This is a genomic window from Nocardioides humi (genome assembly GCF_006494775.1).
In the GTDB taxonomy this organism is placed as follows: domain Bacteria; phylum Actinomycetota; class Actinomycetes; order Propionibacteriales; family Nocardioidaceae; genus Nocardioides; species Nocardioides humi.
In genome coordinates this window covers 77,828-94,117 of record NZ_CP041146.1, presented here as the reverse complement: position 1 = coordinate 94,117, position 16,290 = coordinate 77,828, and the positions used below count along the sequence as shown (strand labels likewise).

15 protein-coding genes and 1 pseudogene are annotated in these 16,290 nt (G+C 73.3%); all 16 read right to left on the bottom strand.

Annotated features, from left to right (window positions below):
- Positions 1-41: 41 nt before the first annotated feature.
- The 16 genes and pseudogenes from FIV44_RS00470 to FIV44_RS00395 all read right to left on the bottom strand — a co-directional run bounded on the left by FIV44_RS00470 (position 42) and on the right by FIV44_RS00395 (position 16,234).
- Complete coding sequence (locus FIV44_RS00470) at positions 42-2,762, bottom strand: bifunctional acetate--CoA ligase family protein/GNAT family N-acetyltransferase (protein WP_141002784.1); 2,721 nt, start codon at positions 2,760-2,762, stop codon at positions 42-44.
- Complete coding sequence (locus FIV44_RS00465) at positions 2,763-3,047, bottom strand: hypothetical protein (RefSeq protein ID WP_141002783.1); 285 nt, start codon at positions 3,045-3,047, stop codon at positions 2,763-2,765.
- A gap of 28 nt (positions 3,048-3,075) precedes the next feature.
- Positions 3,076-3,705 carry a hypothetical protein gene (locus tag FIV44_RS00460; RefSeq protein WP_141002782.1) on the bottom strand — a complete coding sequence of 210 codons (630 nt, stop codon included), beginning with the start codon at positions 3,703-3,705 and terminating at the stop codon, positions 3,076-3,078.
- Entirely contained in the window at positions 3,702-4,541 is an 840-nt protein-coding gene (gene eutJ, locus FIV44_RS00455; RefSeq protein WP_141002781.1) for an ethanolamine utilization protein EutJ, read from the bottom strand. The genes FIV44_RS00460 and eutJ overlap by 4 nt, the downstream gene beginning before the upstream one ends.
- Complete coding sequence (locus tag FIV44_RS00450; protein WP_181410900.1) at positions 4,538-5,299, bottom strand: hypothetical protein; 762 nt, start codon at positions 5,297-5,299, stop codon at positions 4,538-4,540. Before FIV44_RS00450 ends, eutJ begins: the two co-directional genes overlap by 4 nt.
- Positions 5,296-5,847: a cupin domain-containing protein gene (locus FIV44_RS00445; RefSeq protein WP_141002779.1), complete on the bottom strand. Its 552-nt coding sequence runs from the start codon at positions 5,845-5,847 to the stop codon at positions 5,296-5,298. The genes FIV44_RS00450 and FIV44_RS00445 overlap by 4 nt, the downstream gene beginning before the upstream one ends.
- Before the next feature lie 48 nt (positions 5,848-5,895).
- Positions 5,896-6,189 (bottom strand): ethanolamine utilization microcompartment protein EutM, encoded by a 294-nt coding sequence (gene eutM / locus FIV44_RS00440; RefSeq protein ID WP_141007654.1) that lies wholly within the window; start codon positions 6,187-6,189, stop codon positions 5,896-5,898.
- A 125-nt stretch (positions 6,190-6,314) separates the two neighbouring features.
- Entirely contained in the window at positions 6,315-7,823 is a 1,509-nt protein-coding gene (locus FIV44_RS00435; protein WP_141002778.1) for an aldehyde dehydrogenase family protein, read from the bottom strand.
- Between the two features lie 33 nt (positions 7,824-7,856).
- The gene (gene eutL, locus FIV44_RS00430) at positions 7,857-8,513 is read right to left on the bottom strand and encodes an ethanolamine utilization microcompartment protein EutL (RefSeq protein ID WP_141002777.1); all 657 of its coding nucleotides are present in this window, start codon (positions 8,511-8,513) and stop codon (positions 7,857-7,859) included.
- Positions 8,514-8,540: 27 nt separating this feature from the next.
- The gene (gene eutC, locus FIV44_RS00425; protein WP_141002776.1) at positions 8,541-9,479 is read right to left on the bottom strand and encodes an ethanolamine ammonia-lyase subunit EutC; all 939 of its coding nucleotides are present in this window, start codon (positions 9,477-9,479) and stop codon (positions 8,541-8,543) included.
- A gap of 7 nt (positions 9,480-9,486) precedes the next feature.
- Positions 9,487-10,854, bottom strand: a complete 1,368-nt coding sequence (locus tag FIV44_RS00420; protein ID WP_141002775.1) for an ethanolamine ammonia-lyase subunit EutB — start codon at positions 10,852-10,854, stop codon at positions 9,487-9,489.
- A gap of 49 nt (positions 10,855-10,903) precedes the next feature.
- Positions 10,904-12,330: pseudogene (locus FIV44_RS00415) on the bottom strand (ethanolamine ammonia-lyase reactivating factor EutA).
- Positions 12,331-12,366: 36 nt separating this feature from the next.
- Positions 12,367-12,657 (bottom strand): EutN/CcmL family microcompartment protein, encoded by a 291-nt coding sequence (locus tag FIV44_RS00410; protein ID WP_141002774.1) that lies wholly within the window; start codon positions 12,655-12,657, stop codon positions 12,367-12,369.
- A 10-nt stretch (positions 12,658-12,667) separates the two neighbouring features.
- Positions 12,668-13,876 carry an ethanolamine utilization protein EutH gene (gene eutH / locus FIV44_RS00405; RefSeq protein WP_141002773.1) on the bottom strand — a complete coding sequence of 403 codons (1,209 nt, stop codon included), beginning with the start codon at positions 13,874-13,876 and terminating at the stop codon, positions 12,668-12,670.
- 155 nt (positions 13,877-14,031) lie between these two features.
- A complete protein-coding gene (locus tag FIV44_RS00400; protein WP_141002772.1) occupies positions 14,032-14,886 on the bottom strand; it encodes a MaoC family dehydratase in 855 nt (284 codons plus the stop codon).
- A gap of 1 nt (position 14,887) precedes the next feature.
- The gene (locus FIV44_RS00395; protein WP_141002771.1) at positions 14,888-16,234 is read right to left on the bottom strand and encodes a 3-oxoacyl-ACP reductase; all 1,347 of its coding nucleotides are present in this window, start codon (positions 16,232-16,234) and stop codon (positions 14,888-14,890) included.
- Positions 16,235-16,290: the final 56 nt, after the last annotated feature.

Genomic DNA, 16,290 nt, shown 5'->3' with positions numbered 1-16,290 from the left:
TCCAAGGTCCTCCCTCGCCGGGCGCTGTGCGGCGGCGCCGGTCAGGAGGGCATTCGCAGCTGCCGGGGGACGCCGGGCAGCACCTCCTCGGCGGCCGCCGGCGCGGCCAGCCGGACCCGGGCGTCGACGCAGACCACGCCGTCGGCGGTGGCGATGACGGGGTTGAGGTCCATCTCGGCGAGCTGGGGGAGATCCTCGGCGAGCGCCGCGACGGACACCACCAGGTCCTGCACGCGCTCCAGGTCGACCGGCGGGGAGCCCCGGAACCCGCGGAGCAGGGGCGCGATCCGCAGCGTGGCCAGGGTGCGGGCGACGTCGAGGTCGGTGACCGGCGGCACCAGGAAGGCCCGGTCGCGCCACACCTCGGTCGCGACGCCGCCCGCCCCCACCATCACCAGCGGCCCGAAGGAGGGGTCGCGGACCACCCCGACGGCGAGCTCGACCCCATGGGGCGCCATCGGCTGCACCAGCACCGGCACGTCGGCACGCCCCACCTCCGCGCCGAACCGCCGGACCGCGACGGCCACCTCCTCCCGCGACCGCAGCCCCACCGCCACCAGGCCCCGGTCGGTCTTGTGGAGGATCTCGGGGTCGGCGACCTTGGCGGCGACCGGGTAGCCGACGGCGTCGGCGGTCTCCATCGCCGCGGCCGCGCCGGCGCACACGGAGCCGGTCGGCGCCGTCACGCCGTAGTGGGCGAGCAGCTCCTGGATCTGCGCCGGGTCCAGCCAGCCGCCGTGGCGGTCGGCGGCGAGGAGCCCGGCGGCGAGGGCGGCCGCGTCGCGGGTCGCGGCGGGGACCCGGGGCCGCCGGGTGCCGCGCGGGGCGCTGCGCCACGCGACGTAGCGGGCGGCGCGGCCGAAGGCGCGGACGGCGCTCTCGACCGACCGCAGCCGGGGCAGGTCGCCCGCACCGGGCTCGGCCGGGGCTGGGAGGTCGTCGCCGTGCAGGACGAGCACGACCGGGATCGTCAGATCGCGGGCGGCCGCGCGGATGGCGGCCACGGTGCGGTCGGTGTCGCCGACCCGGGTGGCGGCGAAGACGACCACGAGGCCGTCCACCTCGCCGCTGCCGGCCAGCAGTCCGATGCCGGCCCCGAACGCCTCCGGGGAGGCCGCCGCCCCGAGGTCGACGGGGTTGGTCGTGCCGGGCGCGCCGCCCGCGACCCGGCGGAGCTCCTCCTGCAGCCGTTCGGAGAGCTCGGGTACGTCGATGCCCTCGTCGCTCGCGTCGTCGGCGGCGAGCACGCCCAGCCCACCGGCGTTCCCGACGATGCCCAGCCTCGACCCGGCGGGCAGCGGGCCCGCGGTGAGCAGCAGGGCGCAGTCGACGAGCTCGTCCAGGCCGGTCACCGGGATCACGCCGGCCTGGGCGAAGACCGCCGAGACCGCCGATCCGGGGGTCGCGGCGGCGGCCGTGTGCGAGGCACCCGCGCGGCTGCCCACTGCGGAGCGGCCGCCGACCACGGCGATGAGCGGCTTGCGCTCGCTGAACCGGCGGGCGAACCGGGCGAACTTGCGCGGGTTCCCGAAGGACTCCAGGTAGAGCGCGGCGGCGGTGACCTGCTCGTCCTCGATCCAGGCGGCGAGCAGGTCGTTGCCCGACACGTCGGCCTTGTTGCCCAGCGACACGAACGAGGCCAGGCCGAGCCCGGCGGAGGCGGCGTCGATCAGCGCGATGCCGACCCCGCCCGACTGCGAGGCCACTGCCAGGCCGCCGGCCGCGGGCCGGCGGCGGGCGAACGTCGCGTCGAGGCCCACGGCCGGTGCGTAGCTGCCGACGCCGAAGCAGTTCGGGCCGATCAGCCTCATCCCGTGCCCCCGGGCCGAGCGCACCATCGCGGTCTGCAGGAGGTGGCCTCCGGGCCCGGCCTCGGCGAAGCCGGAGCTGATCACGACCGCCACCCGGACCCCTGCCCGGCCGGCCTCCTCCAGGAGGCCGAGGACGTGCTGGGCCGGCACCGCCACGATCAGCAGGTCGACCGGCCCGGGGACCGCCGCGATGCTCGGATGGACCTCGACCCCGGCGATCTCGGGCCGGTCCGGGTGCACGACGCACACGCTCCCGGTGAAGCCGCCCTCGCGGATCGCGTCCAGCACGGCGTTGCCCACGCCCCCGCCGTCGCGGGCGACCCCGGCGACGGCGACCCGCTGCGGCCGCATCAGCGCCCGCAGCGAGCGCGCCTCGGCCCGGCACTCCCGTACGTCGGCCGCCTCGACGGCGCGCTGGGTCGCCGCGGTGCTCAGCCTCATCTCGATGGTTCCCTGGGCGACGTCGCGGGTCGTGTCGAAGCCGACGTCGTTGAGCACCCGGATCATGGCGAGGTTGTCCACGGCGACCAGCGCCGTGAACTCCCGCAGGCCCGCCCGGCGGGCCCGGGCGGCGAGGTGCTCGAGCAGCAGCGTGCCGACGCCCCGGCCCTTCATCTCCTCGGCCACGAAGAAGGACACCTCCGCGACGGCGGGCGCGACGTGCTCGGCCGTGGCGAGCGCGACCGGGCGCCGGTCGTGCTCCATGACGAGCGCGATCACCTCGTCGGGGCCTGCCTCGCACAGGTGGTCGACGTACGCCGCGGCCGCGTGGTCCCCGGCGTGGAGGAACCGGTGGCGCAGGCTCTCCGCCGACGCGTGCTCGTGCATCGCCCTCACCGCGTCGGCGTCGTCGGCGGCGAAGTCGCGGACGCGTCCGATGCTCCCGTCGGCGAGGAGGACGTCCACGCCGGGCAGGGGGCCGGGCCCGGGCAGCGTGGTCGGGGCGCCCATCTAGCGGCCCAGGACCCGGTCGAGGGCCTCGTCGAGCCCGGGGGGAGCCTCGCCGAGCTCGGCGAGCACGCGGGAGCGGACGACGGACCGGGTGACGGAGCCGGTCCCGGGCGGCGCCGGAGGCTGCGGGCCCGGGGCGTCGGGACGCACGACGGCGACGCCCCGCTGCGCCGCGCGCTCGCGGGCGACATCGGTGACGGTGGTGCGGTCGTCGATCTCCAGCCTGGTCTCGCCGCGGTCGGCGAGCGCGTCGATCTCGGCCTTGGTGACGAATCTGCGGGGCATGCCTCTCTCCTTCTGGGACGGGCGGCTTCTAGGACGGGCGGCCGGTGAGGTTCTCGATGGCGCCGGTGGCGGCGTCCTGGGCAGCGAGGACGTCGGCCTCCCGGCCGGCCATCCAGAGCCGGCCGAAGCGGCCGACCGAGGTGATGTGCATGAGGTTCACCGGCGCGGCCTTCTCGGCCTCGTTGGCGGCGAGGTTGATGTACGCCGCCGGCGCGACCTCGACGACGAGCATGGTCTGCCCGGCGACCAGCATGGTGCCGCGGACGAACCGGTTGAGCAGCTGCGCCTGGTAGGGGTTCACGTTGGTGATCACCTGGATCGAGGCGATCTCCGGCTTGATCCGGTCCGCCACCGTCCGGCCGAGCTCGGCGAGGGTGACGTCGCCGGCCCGGAGCACGTCGGCCTGCGAGAGCGAGTGCACCTCGAACATCCCGAACTCGCGCTCGACGATCTGCGCGCCCGGGCGCACGTCGGTGGTCTTGACGACCTTGTCGACTACCCGGAAGACCCAGTTGCCGGGCGCCATCTCGACGTACAGGCTCGCCATGCCCTCCACCGGCGGATCGCCCTGGGTGATCGCGCCGATGAACGCCGCGAACTGGGGCTGCATCCGGTCCAGGTGGACGTAGGCGCGCAGCTGGAAGTCCTCGCTGGTCATCCGGCATCTCCTCCCGTGTCGTGCAGGGCCACGCCCACCGGCGTCACGAAGAGCGGGGCGCCGGGGACCACCGCGGGCACGCCCGTCACCGACGCCACGACGTCCGCGATCCCGGTGAAGGCGCTGGTGCCGCCCACCAGGTAGATCTGCTCGACGTCGTACCCGCGGATCCGGTCGGCGACCAGGGTGCCGATCTTCTCCAGCACCGGGCGCACGACGGGGAACAGCCGGGCGTGGTTGCGCTGGTCGCGCTTGAGCAGCTCGGCCTCCTCGAAGGAGATGCCGTGCGCGCCCGCCACCACGAGCGTGAGGTGGGTGCCGCCAGTCGGGTCGTCCGCCGTGGCCACCACCTCGCCGTCGCGCAGGACGGCGATGCCGGTCGTGCCGCCGCCGACGTCGACGACGGCGCCGTCGGCGACCTGGAGCACGGCGTTCGCGGCCGTGGGCTCGTCGACGATCGCGGTGCACTCCAGGCCGGCCGCCTCGACGACATAGCCGTGCGAGCGCACCTCGCTGACCGGCACCCCCGGCGGGATGGTGACCGCGGCGGTGGTCAGCCCCCGCCCGATCCGCTGCTCGATCTGGGACTTGAGCCGGCGGACCAGGTCGACCGCACCGGCGTAGTCGAGGACGACGCCGTCGCGGACCACGTCGGCGAACCGGTAGGCGCCCGCGACGGGCAGGCCGGACTCGTCGACCACGAAGATCACGGTGTACGCCGTGCCGAGGTCCACGCCGACGCGCAGCGGCCCGGTGACGGTCACCGGCGCGTCCGTCGTCGCGCGGTCGGCCACCTCCAGCAGTCGGGCGAGGTTGGGGGACAGGGTGCTGGTCATGGCCGGTCCTCCGCGTCCGCGGCGTGGCGCAGCTCGAGGTAGTAGACGACGCTGGACAGCCGGTTGAGGCCGTGCACGATACTGGCGCCCGAGGGGTCGTGGGGGGAGGGAAAGGCGTCCAGCGCGACGAGCTCGACCTCCCGGACCTGGCTGCGAAGGAGGTTCAGCCGGAGCAGGAGCTCGGCGTCGCCGGCATCGGGCACGACGTGGTCGACCCCCACGGTGGCGCGCGGGTCGTGGGTGGCGGCGTGGATCTCCTCCTCGGAGAGCCCGGCCAGCCCCGGTGCCGCCGCGGGCCGCTCGTGGTACTCCGCCGACATCAGCTCCCGGCAGTACGCCGCGACGGTGCCGAGATGGTCGCGCAGCGGCTCGTCGCCGAGGGCCGCCGCCCGGGCGGCGAGGAGGAGCACGGTGGCCTGCAGGGTGTCGATCCGGCCCCGCAGCCGGATCCGCGGGTGGGTCTTGGGGGCGAAGTGGCAGGCGTCGAGCTGGGTCAGGCCGTCGGGCTTCTCGGTGACCGCGCCGCCGCACGTCAGGCACCGGGGGACGTCGCCCTCGCGGACCACCGGGAACGTGCCCGGCCGGTCCCACTCCCGGCGCTCGGGGGTCGCCGGCGTGGACGTCACCACCTCCAGTCGCCAGTGCGCGACGAAGTCCTGGGCGGAAGGGGAGAGGGTGGCGCCCGCCGGCACGGTCACCCGGGCGCCGGCCCGGGGCTGCCGGAGCTGCTCGCGGAGGGCGCCCTCGGTCACGATCACCGCGATCCCTCCCAGTCGGCCGGGTAGGTGACGTAGAGGATCCGCGCCCACGACGGGGTGCCGAACGTGATCGCGCTGCCCTTCGGGACGTAGAGCACGTCGCCGGGGTGGCCCACGATCGTCGTGCCGTCGATCCCGAGGTGCAGCTCGCCCTCGACGACGTACTCGATCTCGTCGTAGGTCAGGGTCCACGGGAAGCAGCCGCGGGTGAGGGTCAGGAAGCCCGCTGCCATGGGCGATCCGTGCCCGGCGTCGACCACGTCGCCGACCCGGACGTCCTGGCCGGGCTCGGGGCCGGGGTAGGGGAACGGATCGAGCGCGATCTCCCGGGCGTCGACGTGCCGGATCGCGGCCGCGCCTGCGGACGGTGGCGCCGGAGCCGGCTCGGGCGGCCGGGCCGGCACGAGCAGGACGCCCAGCTCGCGCGCGGTGTCCCGGGCGAGCGGCGTGACCCGCGCGTGCGGCGGCACCGCGAGCTCGCGGCGCCCGGCCGCGGCCGCGGCCCGCACGTCGGCCGCGGCCAGGGCGCGCGTGGTCGGCACGGGCATGGTCCGCCTCCGATCGACGATCTCGTGGTGGGTCGGTCGACGGGTGGGTCACGCCTCGTTCGTGTGCGGCAGGATGGTCTCGACGTCGCCGTGCGGGCGCGGGATCACGTGCACGGACACGAGCTCGCCGACGCGGTCCGCTGCGGCGGCGCCCGCGTCGGTCGCCGCCTTCACGGCGCCGACATCGCCACGGACCATGACGGTGACGTAGCCGCCACCGATCTGCTCCTTGCCGATCAGCTTGACGTTGGCCGCCTTGACCATGGCGTCGGCGGCCTCGATGGACCCGACCAGACCCTTGGTCTCGATCAGGCCCAGCGCGATCATCTGGACGTTGGGCATGGTGTCTCTCCTTCGTTGGGTGGGTTGTTCGCTCGAGGGCGCCGGGGCCGGCGGCTGCTCCGCCGGCCCGGGTACGGCGGGGGCCGCCGTGGCGGCGGGCGTGGTCTGCTTCGGGGTCGGCCGGGTCATCGGGACTCCTTCTCCTTCGGTCGGGTCTGGGCGAGGACCTCGCGGACGACGCGCGCGATCAGGTCCACGTCGGCGAGGGCGCCGTCGGCTCGCTCCTCGCGGGTGGTCGCGGCGGGTGCCGCGGGGCGTCCGCGCGCCTGCTCCGGCGGGCGCCGGGTCTCGTAGGCGAGCCGCTTGACGTTGAGCAGGTGCCGGACCGAGATGTTGTCGCTGACGACGGCTCCGCCGAGCCCGCCGGGGGAGAGCGTCATGGACGGCGCGAGCCCGGTGGTGGCGCCGATCGCGCCGAGCGTCCCCCAGGTGTTGACCAGGATCCGGAAGGCGGGCTTCTCGATCCCGAAGGCCAGGATGACCTCCTCGTCCGTGGCATGGACGACCAGCGAGTGGCCGTCGCCGCCGAAGCGGAGCAGCTCGATGCAGCGGTCGCACCCGGCGCGCCAGCCGTCCTCCTCGACGAACCCGAGCACGGTGGTCAGCTTCTCGCGGGAGAGCGGGTGGGCCGGCCCGACGCCGCCGAGGTCGGCGACGAGCACCCGCGCGTCCGCCGGGACCGGGATCCCCGCGATCTCGCCGATCCGCTGCGGCGAGCGGCCGACGAAGCGCGGGTCCAGCAGGCCGCTGGGCCGGAACATCAGCTCGCCGAGCCGGGCCGCGTGGTCGGGGGTGAGCCAGTGGGCGCCCTGCGCCCGCATCTCGGCGCGCAGCTGTGCGGCGATCGGCCGGTCCGCGACGACGGTCTGCTCGGTGGCGCAGATGGTGGAGGCGTCGAAGGCCTTGGAGTCGACGATGTCGGCGGCCGCACGCGGCACGTCGGCGCTGCGGTCGACGTACGCCGGGACGTTGCCGGGACCGACGCCGAGCGCGGGCTTGCCGACGCTGTGGGCGGCGCGGACCATCGGGGTGCCGCCGGTGGCCAGGACGAGCGAGGTCGCGTAGTGCTCCATCAGCTCGTGCGTGCCGGGCAGGCTCACCGTGCGCAGCGAGGAGACCAGCCCGGCCGGCATGCCCGCGGCCTCGCCGGCCTCGGCCATCACCCGGACCGTCTCGGCGGTGCACCCGACGGCCGTGGGGTGGGGCGCGACCACGATCGCGTTGCGCGCCTTGACGGCGATCAGCGTCTTGAAGATCGCCGTCGACGTCGGGTTGGTCGACGGGCACAGGGCGGCGACGACCCCGACCGGCCAGCCGATCTCGACGATGCGGTGCTCCTCGTCCCTGCGCAGCACCCCGCAGGTGGGCACGTCCCGGATCGAGGCCCACACGTCCCGGCTCGCGAACTCGTTCTTGATCCGCTTGTGCGCCGCGACGCCGTACCCGGTCTCCTCGCAGGCCAGGGCGCCGAGCCGCCCGGCCGCCGCGAAGGCGGCGTCGGCCATGGCCGCGCAGATCCGGTCGACGTCGGCCTGCTCGGCGTGCTGGAAGGCGCGCTGCGCCTCGCGCGCCGCCACGGCGCGGTCGCGGGCCTCCTGGATGGACCGGAGGTCGGGGTCGAGGTCGTCGGTCACGGTGCGCTCCGTGGTCAGAGGTGTCAGGGGTGGTCAGTAGGTCCGGGGGTCGCGGGCGACGGTGAGGACGGCGTCCTGGAAGGCGGCGCACGCCGCCCGGCACGCGCTCTGGCTGCCGGAGAGCAGCCCGCCGGAGAAGTTGGTCTCCGAGGGCGGCGCCCACCACAGCGCCATCTCCACGTCGGCCGCCTTCACCGCCGCGTCGAGGGCGAAGGTCGCCTCCAGGGGCGGCGCGATGAGGTACGCGAGCGGGGTGCCGACCGGTACGCCGGCCTCCTTGCTCAGGTAGGTCCCCGTGCGCGAGATGGTGTGCGGGAAGAAGTTCAGCTGGCCCGCCTCGTCCGCGCTGTAGAACCAGGCCTCCTCCTCGGCGTACTGGATGCAGGCGTTGAGGCCGGCCCGCGCCTCGGCCGGGTCCGGGGCGGCGAGGATCCCGATGATCTCGCCGGACAGCGGTCCGGACGGGTAGCCGGATCCGGCGTAGAAGCTGTGCGCGTAGACCACCTCGACGTCCGCCTTCTTGGTCGCCTCGTCGAGCGAGACGTACAGCGAGTCGTCGATGTCGCAGGTCACCAGCGCGAGGCTGCGGTGCTCGGGCTTCAGGTCCAGCTTCGCGGCGAAGCCGGGGTGCACGTTCGGGATCAGCCGGGCCGCGAGGATGGTCGGCTTGACCGGGTCGAGGACGCCCATGGGTGGTTCCTCCTTCTTCGATGGTGGCTAGGCGGTCGTCGCGGACCGTTGACGGAGCTCGACGCCGCTGGCGCCGTACTGGAGCGTCTTCTCGACGAGCTCCACGACGTAGGCGCCCGCCTCGAGCGGGTTGGTGCCGCCGTTGACGGTGATCATGCAGACCAGGTCGCGCTCGGCGTCGGTCTTGCCGGGCTCCGGGTGGAAGCCCATGTAGGCGCTCAGGGCGTCGGCGATGCCGAGGCCGGGGCGCTCGCCGATGAGGAGCAGCACGAGCCGGGCGTCGATGATGGTGTTGACCTCGTTCATCACGCCGACCCGGCAGTTCTCGATGAAGAACGGCGTGCCCACGCTCAGCCCGGCCGCGCGCAGCCCCTGCTCGATGACCGGGTAGATGTCGGGGAGGTTGTTCTCGATCGCGGCCGCCGAGAGGCCGTCACCCACACAGATCTGCACGTCCGGGTGCTTGGTGCACCGCTCCTCGATCGTCGCCCGCGCCTCCGGCGAGAGCCGCCGGCCGAGGTCGGGCCGCAGCAGGTACTCGCCGCGGTCGCTCACCTGGGTCCGGACCGTGAACAGGCCCATCCGCTCCTTGAGCTCCTCGGGCACCTCGCCGTAGATGGCGTCCTGGGTGACGCCGTGGTCGGCCTCGAAGAGGAGCAGGGACGCCGTCCGCGGTCGCGGCCCGGCGCGGCCGACGCCCAGCCGCGCGGTCGTCGCCGCGCACAGGTTGCGCAGTCCCTCGGGGTCCGCGGGATCCTCGACGCCGATCCTGCGGCGCGCGCTCTCTTCGGTGGGGTCCGGGAGGTCGATGACGAGCTCCTCGGGCCCGGTGGCCGCCGCGGCGGCCGGCCCGGCGGCCGGCGCCTCGGCGGCCAGGGGAGCGCCGCCGGCGTGGCCGAGCTCGCGGAGCACGGCGCGGACGAGGGCGTCGATGTCGGCAGTGGCCGATGGGTCGGTGCTGGTCATCGTGGTCTCACCTCGCCAGGAAGAAGGACGCGTCGCCGGCCTGGTCGGTCAGGCGGCCGTCGCGGATCAGCCCCAGGCCCTCCATCCAGGCCTCGAACTCGGGCAGGGGACGCAGGCCGAGGGTCTGGCGCAGGCTCGGCGCGTCGTGGTAGCTGGTGCACTGGTACGACAGCATCGCGTCGTCGCCCATCGGCACCCCCATGAAGTAGTTGCAGCCGGCCGCCGAGAGCAGCACGGCGAGGTTCTCGATGTCGTTCTGAGTGGCCTTCGCGTGGTTGGTGTAGCAGGCGTCGCAGCCCATGGAGATGCCGGTGAGCTTGCCCATGAAGTGGTCCTCGAGCCCGGCGCGGGTGATCTGCACCGCGTCGTAGAGGTACTCCGGCCCGATGAAGCCGACGACGGTGTTGACCTGGAACGGCTTCCAGCGCCGGGCCATGCCGTAGATCCGGGCCTCCATCACGAGCTGGTCGGCGCCGTAGTGGGCGTCGGCCGACAGCGCCGTGCCCTGACCGGTCTCGAAGTACAGGTAGTTGGGTCCCGCGGTCCAGCAGTGCTTCTGCGCCATCGCGTAGGCCTCGTCGATCATCGCGACGCCGACCCCGAACGCCTCCATCGCCTTCTGCGATCCGGCCAGGCTCTGGAAGACCAGGCCGACCGGTGCCCCCTGGCGCATCGCCTCCATCTGCGTGGTGACGTGGGCCAGCACGCAGTTCTGGGTGGGGATCTCCCACTTCTGGATGACGTCGTAGGTCATCTCCAGCAGCCGGGCCACGCTGCCGACGCTGTCGTCGGAGGGGTTGATGCCGATCACGCTGTCGCCGGAGCCGAACGACAGGCCCTCGTAGAGGGTGGCGCGGATGCCCTCGACCGAGTCGGTGGGGTGGTTGGGCTGGTTGCGGGAGGCCAGGGTGCCCCGCAGCCCGATCGTGTTGTTGCAGTGGGCGGTCACCTGGATCTTGCCCGCCGCGTGGATCAGGTCCAGGTTGGACATCAGCTTGGTCACCCCGGCGACCATCTCGCCGGTCAGCGCGTTGCTGACCCGGCGGATCATGTCGCCGGTGGTGTGGTCGTCCAGGAGCCACTCCCGGAAGTCGCCCATCGTCCAGCCCTTGACCTCGTCGTAGATGGCCTCGTTGATGCCGTCGTCGATGACCCGGGTCACCTCGTCCTCGTCGTACGGCACGGCCGGGTTCTCGCGGATCACCGAGAGCGGCACCTCCGCGAGGACGTAGCGGGCGGCGACCCGCTCGGCGGCGCTGCCGGCGGCGATGCCCGCCTGGCGGTCGCCGGACTTCTCCTCGTTGGCTTTGGCCAGCAGCTCCTTGACGTCGGCGAACTCGAAGGTCGTCCCGAACAGCTTGGTCCGCAGGATCATGGTCTCGCCCCTTCTCTCTCATCCGTCTGCACCTCTGCTCTCGTCGGGCTCACCGGTAGAACACGAGCGTCTTGACCGACACCGGGACCACCCGGCCGTCCAGGAGCGGCTCTCCGATGTCGATGAAGTCGCCCTCGCCCAGCCCGATCTGGTCGATGGCGACCAGCGGCAGCTCCGGGGCGGCCTGCTTGATGGTCTGGCCCAGCGCCTGCGCGTAGTCGCGCTCGGTGACCAGGACGACGGGGGCCGGGTCGGCGGAGCCGGTCGTCGCCGCGTAGCCGACCACCCCCGCGGCCAGCCGGGAGAGGGCGGCGTAGTCCAGCCGGGCGGGGAGGTCGAGCGCGAACGCCATGCTGCGGTGCTCGTCCGCGTCCCAGCGCTGCGCTGCGCCGCCCAGGGAGCCGGCGATCGCCTCGGCGGTGGGTACGCCGCCCGCCAGGTCGGGCTCGATCACCGGCAGGTTCCGCAGCGGCAGCAGGGCGGGGTCGGCCCAGATCGTGGATCCCGAGAGGGTGACGGTCTGGCCGGCCGCGCCGAGCACGGTCGCGCGCAGCGTCTCGGCCGGTCGCCGTACGGGCAGCCGGGAGAGCCGGACGTCCTCGCGCAGGGACCTCGCCAGCAGGGGGCCGCAGTCGCCGAAGGCGGCGATCTCGTCGAGATCCTCCGCGGGGTCCGTGTCGTAGTACGAGCGGCCGACGCCGCCGGAGAGGAAGACCGCCGTGAGCCCGTCGACGCGCGGCAGGGGCGCGGTCAGGGCGATCCGGTCGGCCAGCGGCCGGTGCTCCCCGAGCACGAGGTCGACGATCAGCTCGGCCATGGCGTCGGTGAGGTGCCGCAGCTCGCGCAGGTCCGCCGGCCTGCCCTCGACCAGGTCGAGGCCGAGCTCCTCGACGATGGCCCGGCCGGACGGGGCGAGACCGGTGACGATCCCGGACCGTCCGTCGAGGGTGAGTTGGCGCCCGCCGACCATGATCGCGGCGGAGGCGACGTGCCGGCCGGAGCGGAAGACCGCCGCGTTCGACGAGCCGCCGCCGACGTCGACGTTGGCGACCGTCGTGTAGTGCTCCGATGAGTACTGCGCGGCCCCCGAGCCGCGGCCGGCGATCTGGGCCTCGACGTTCGGGCCGGCGACGGTGACGACGAAGTCGCCCGCCAGCCCGGCGACGCCGCTGAGGATCGCGTCGGCGTTGCGGCGGCGGGCCGTCTCGCCGGTGATGATCACCGCGCCGGTCTCGACCTGCTCGGCGCTGACGCCGGCGGCGTCGTACTCCGCCCGGACCAGGGCGACCAGGGCGTCCACGTCCACCTCGTCGGGGGCCGGAGCGGCGTGGGGTACGCCGGGCTCTGGTGGAGCACCGCGCGGGTGTCCACCTCCAGCCGCGGGACCAGCCCCAGCCGCCGGCTGTTGCGGACGGTGAGCCGGGAGAAGACCACCTGCGTGGTCGTGGTGCCCACGTCGATCCCGACGCTGAGCATCTCCCGCCAGCTCGCTCTCGACATCGCCTGGTCCTCTCAGGACTTCCGGAAGCTGACCGCGCCGTCGACCTCGAGGGAGTCGAGGATCGCCATGATGATCGCGTCCACGGGCCGGTCGGCGGTCTCGGGCGTCTGCCGGGCCGCACTGCCGCGGGCGACGAGCACGAGCTCGCCCTCGCCGGCGCCCACGCCGTCGATCGCGACCAGGGGGGCGCCCACCAGCTCGTCGTCCGTCGTGGTCTCGCGCACGATGAGGAGCTTCAGGCCGCGCAGCTGCTCCGCCTTGATGGTGGACACCGCCGAGCCGACGACGCGCGCGATCAGCATGGCCGCGACCTCACGATGCCGTCTGCGGCGCGGTCGCCTCGGCGTCGCCCACTTCGGCGCCACTCGCTTCGGCGGCGGCCGTCTCGGCGGCGGCCGTCTCCGGCTGGTCCGGGGTCGACCCGCCCACCCACGCGGGGTAGGCGCGGCGGAAGAACAGGTAGGCGATGAGCACCGCGGTGATGCCGGCGACGAGCTTGCCGACGATCATCGGGAAGATCATCGAGCGCTCCACGCCCGCGGTGAAGCCGAGGTGGTCGCCGAAGGTGAAGGCCGCGCTGACCGCGAAGGCCGCGTTGAGCACCTTGCCCCGGTTGTCCATCTCCTTGAAGATCTGGAACATCGGGATGTTGTTGGCCAAGGTGGCGATCATGCCGCCGGCCGCCTTGTCGTTCATCCCGATCAGCCTGCCGACCTTCGACAGCGGCTTCTCGGCGAACTTGACGATCAGGTAGACGGCGGGGAAGGCGCCGAGCAGCATCATGCCGATCAGGCCGATGATCTCGAGGCCGTCCGTCGGCGGTGCCAGCTCCCAGCCGTCGGGCATGATCTGGGTGTCGGTCATGAACTCGAAGACGGCGACGACCAGCCCGACCGAGATGAGGGCGACCAGGCCCTTGCCGAACCAGAGGAAGCCGGTGGTCATCTTCTCCGGCGCCCGCCAGAGGCCGAACGCGATGAGCGCCGCCGCGATGACGATCGGGACGAGGTTCGCCAGCACCAGGGCGGGGTCGAAGCCCGCGACCAGGCCGCCGGCCAGCACGCCGAGCGGGATCGTGATGATGCCGGCGAGCACGCCCTTGGCCAGCAGCGGACGGTCCTCGACGTCGATGATGCCGAGCGCGACCGGGATCGTGAAGACGATCGTCGGCCCCATCATGGCGCCGAGGATCAGCCCGGCCAGCAGCCCGGCGTCGGAGTCCTCGGCGAGCTGCTGGGCGAGCGGATAGCCGCCCATGTCGTTGGCCAGGAGGGTGGTGGCGAACATCGACGGGTCCGCGCCCAGCGCGGTGTACACCGGCACCACCACCGGCTCGAGCAGCTTGGCCAGGACCGGTGCCAGCGACACCACGCCGACCATCGCCAGTGCCAGCGGCCCGAGGGCCATGAAGCCCTCTTCGAACTTCTCGCCGAGCCCGAACTTGCTGCCGATCGCCCGGTCCAGGCCCCCCAGCACCATGCAGATCATCAAGATCCAGACGATGACTTCGTTGATGTCCATGAGGGCCTCCGACCCGTCGCCCCGCTCCTCGGCTGCTGCCGAGGAGCGCCTGCTCGTACCCGTCGAGCGTGACGGGCGAGCGGGGGCGTACGGAGGAGGAAAAGGTCCCTCCGGCTCAGTCCTCTGCCCGGGAAGAACGTCCCCGGGCTCGCGACCTACAGCGCGGTGGTGCGGCCGAGCAGGTGGGGGGCACCGCTCTTCGGGTTCACCAGCGTGAAGTCGTAGCCGGTCGCGGTCCTCTCCGCGCCGAACTGCGCCCTGCCGGGCAGGAAGATCGGCTTCTTGAACGCCACCTCGACCTGCACAGCGTCCGGCAGCCGGTTCTCCAGCGCCGCGATGCAGCGCGCCTTGCTCCACATGCCGTGGGCGATGTGACGCGGGAAGCCCAGTGCCTTCGCCGTGAGCGGGTGCAGGTGGATCGGGTTGCGGTCGCCCGACACCGCGGCGTACCTGCGGCCGAGGTTGTCGGGCAGCGACCAGACCGGACCTTTTGCCACGACCTTCTCCAGATGCAGACCTGGGTCGCCGCCGGCTGTGTCATTCGGGTCGCCCTTGCCGACCCGCAGGTACGTCGACGTCGACTCCCACACCACCTCGTCGCCCACGGTGCCGGTGACGTTCATGTCCCAGGCGCGGCCCTTGGTGCTGGCCCGCAGGTTGTCCGCCCTCAGCGAGAGCGACACGGTCTCGCCGATCGCGACCGGGCGGTGCTGGACGATGGTGTTCTCCAGGTGCACCGAGCCGATGGCCGGGAACGGGAACTGCGCGTCGGTCATCAGCTGCAGGTGCAGCGGGAACGCCAGCATGTGCAGGTAGGGCACCGGCGCGACGTCGCGGTTGGGGAAGCCGCACACCGCGGCGTACCGCTCGACCTCGGCGCGCTCCACCACGACGGCGTCGCGGGTGAGGGTGAGGTCGGGGAGCGCGCCGCCGGTCTTCTTGATGCCGGGGAGCCGGTTCACGCCGGGGACGGCGGGCAGCGCGGCCTTGAGCATCACGGGGAGCGCCATGTCAGGCACCCAGCATCATCTGGCCGCAGACCCGGACCACGTTGCCGTTGACGGCCGACGAGGCGGGGTTGGCGTACCAGGCGATGGTCTCGGCGACGTCGACCGGCAGGCCGCCCTGCGCCATGGCGTTGAGCCGCTGCCCGACCTCGCGGGTCGCGAACGGCACGGCGGCCGTCATCTGGGTGATGATGAAGCCCGGCGCGACGGCGTTGACGGTGATGCCGTCCTTCAGCTCGTCGGCGAGGCTGTCGACGAAGCCGATCACGCCGGCCTTGGAGGCGGCGTAGTTGGTCTGGCCCACGTTGCCCGCGATGCCGGCGATCGAGGCGACCCCGACGATCGAGCCGCCCTCGTTGACGACGCCCTGCTCGAGGAGCTCGCGGGTGATCAGCTCGGGCGCGGTGAGGTTGACCGCGATGACCGAGGTCCAGCGGTCGCCCTTGTCGGTGGGGGCCATGTTGGCGAGCTTGCGGTCGCGGGTGATGCCGGCGTTGTGGACCACGACGTCGACGCCGCCGTGCTTCTCCTTGAGGTGGTGCGCGATCCGCTGCGGCGCGCCCTTGCCGGTGATGTCGAGGGTCAGCCAGTCGCCGTCGAGCTCGTTCATCAGGGCCTGGAGCTCGCTGGCCGCCTGGGGCACGTCGACGCCGACCACCGTCGCGCCGTCGCGGTGCAGCACGCGGGCGATGGCCTCGCCGATGCCGCGGCTGGCGCCGGTGACGAGCGCGATCCTGCCGTCCAGCGGCTTGGTCCAGTCCTCGACGCTCGTGGTGGTCGCCTTGCCGTGGGCGCCGATGCGGACGACCTGGCCGGAGACGTAGGCGGACTTGGGGGAGAGCAGGAAGGCCAGCGTGCTGGTCACCGCGGCCTCCTGGCCGTCGGTGACGTACACGAGCTGGACGGTGCCGCCGCGGCCGATCTCCTTGCCGAGGCTGCGGGTGAAGCCCTCGAGCGCCCGCTGCGCGACCCGCTCCGGGCCCTTGGCCTGCTCGGGCGGCGTGCCGATGACGACGACGCGGGCGCAGGACTCGAGGCTGCGCAGGACCGGGGTGAAGAAGTCGCGCAGCGCGACCAGCTCGGAGGCGTCCTTCAGGCCGGTGGCGTCGAAGACGATGCCCTTCGCCCTCTGGCCGTCCTCGAGCGCGGTGGTCGAGGCGATGCCGAGCAGGTCGAGGAGGCCGGTCAGCGACTCGGCCAGGCGGCCGGTGCCGCCGACCAGCACGGTGCCCTGCACCAGCGGGTCGCCCTCGGTGTAGCGCTCGAGTGCGGTCGGGTTGGGGAGCCCGAGGTTCTTGACGAGGAGCTTGCCGATGGGGGAGCTCACGAAGCCCTGGTACTTGTCGCTCATGCGGCCGTCGCAATCTGTGAGGAAACTACGGAAGGTCTGTCCACGGGCCGGGCCCG

Coding starts and splice junctions, on each gene's coding strand:
- FIV44_RS00470 (WP_141002784.1), bottom strand. CDS start 2,762: ATGGGCGCCCCGACCACGCTGCCCGGGCCCGGCCCCCTGCCCGGCGTG.
- FIV44_RS00465 (WP_141002783.1), bottom strand. CDS start 3,047: ATGCCCCGCAGATTCGTCACCAAGGCCGAGATCGACGCGCTCGCCGAC.
- FIV44_RS00460 (WP_141002782.1), bottom strand. CDS start 3,705: ATGACCAGCGAGGACTTCCAGCTGCGCGCCTACGTCCACCTGGACCGG.
- eutJ (WP_141002781.1), bottom strand. CDS start 4,541: ATGACCAGCACCCTGTCCCCCAACCTCGCCCGACTGCTGGAGGTGGCC.
- FIV44_RS00445 (WP_141002779.1), bottom strand. CDS start 5,847: ATGCCCGTGCCGACCACGCGCGCCCTGGCCGCGGCCGACGTGCGGGCC.
- eutM (WP_141007654.1), bottom strand. CDS start 6,189: ATGCCCAACGTCCAGATGATCGCGCTGGGCCTGATCGAGACCAAGGGT.
- eutL (WP_141002777.1), bottom strand. CDS start 8,513: ATGGGCGTCCTCGACCCGGTCAAGCCGACCATCCTCGCGGCCCGGCTG.
- eutC (WP_141002776.1), bottom strand. CDS start 9,479: ATGACCAGCACCGACCCATCGGCCACTGCCGACATCGACGCCCTCGTC.
- FIV44_RS00420 (WP_141002775.1), bottom strand. CDS start 10,854: ATGATCCTGCGGACCAAGCTGTTCGGGACGACCTTCGAGTTCGCCGAC.
- FIV44_RS00410 (WP_141002774.1), bottom strand. CDS start 12,657: ATGCTGATCGCGCGCGTCGTCGGCTCGGCGGTGTCCACCATCAAGGCG.
- eutH (WP_141002773.1), bottom strand. CDS start 13,876: ATGGACATCAACGAAGTCATCGTCTGGATCTTGATGATCTGCATGGTG.
- FIV44_RS00400 (WP_141002772.1), bottom strand. CDS start 14,886: ATGGCGCTCCCCGTGATGCTCAAGGCCGCGCTGCCCGCCGTCCCCGGC.
- FIV44_RS00395 (WP_141002771.1), bottom strand. CDS start 16,234: ATGAGCGACAAGTACCAGGGCTTCGTGAGCTCCCCCATCGGCAAGCTC.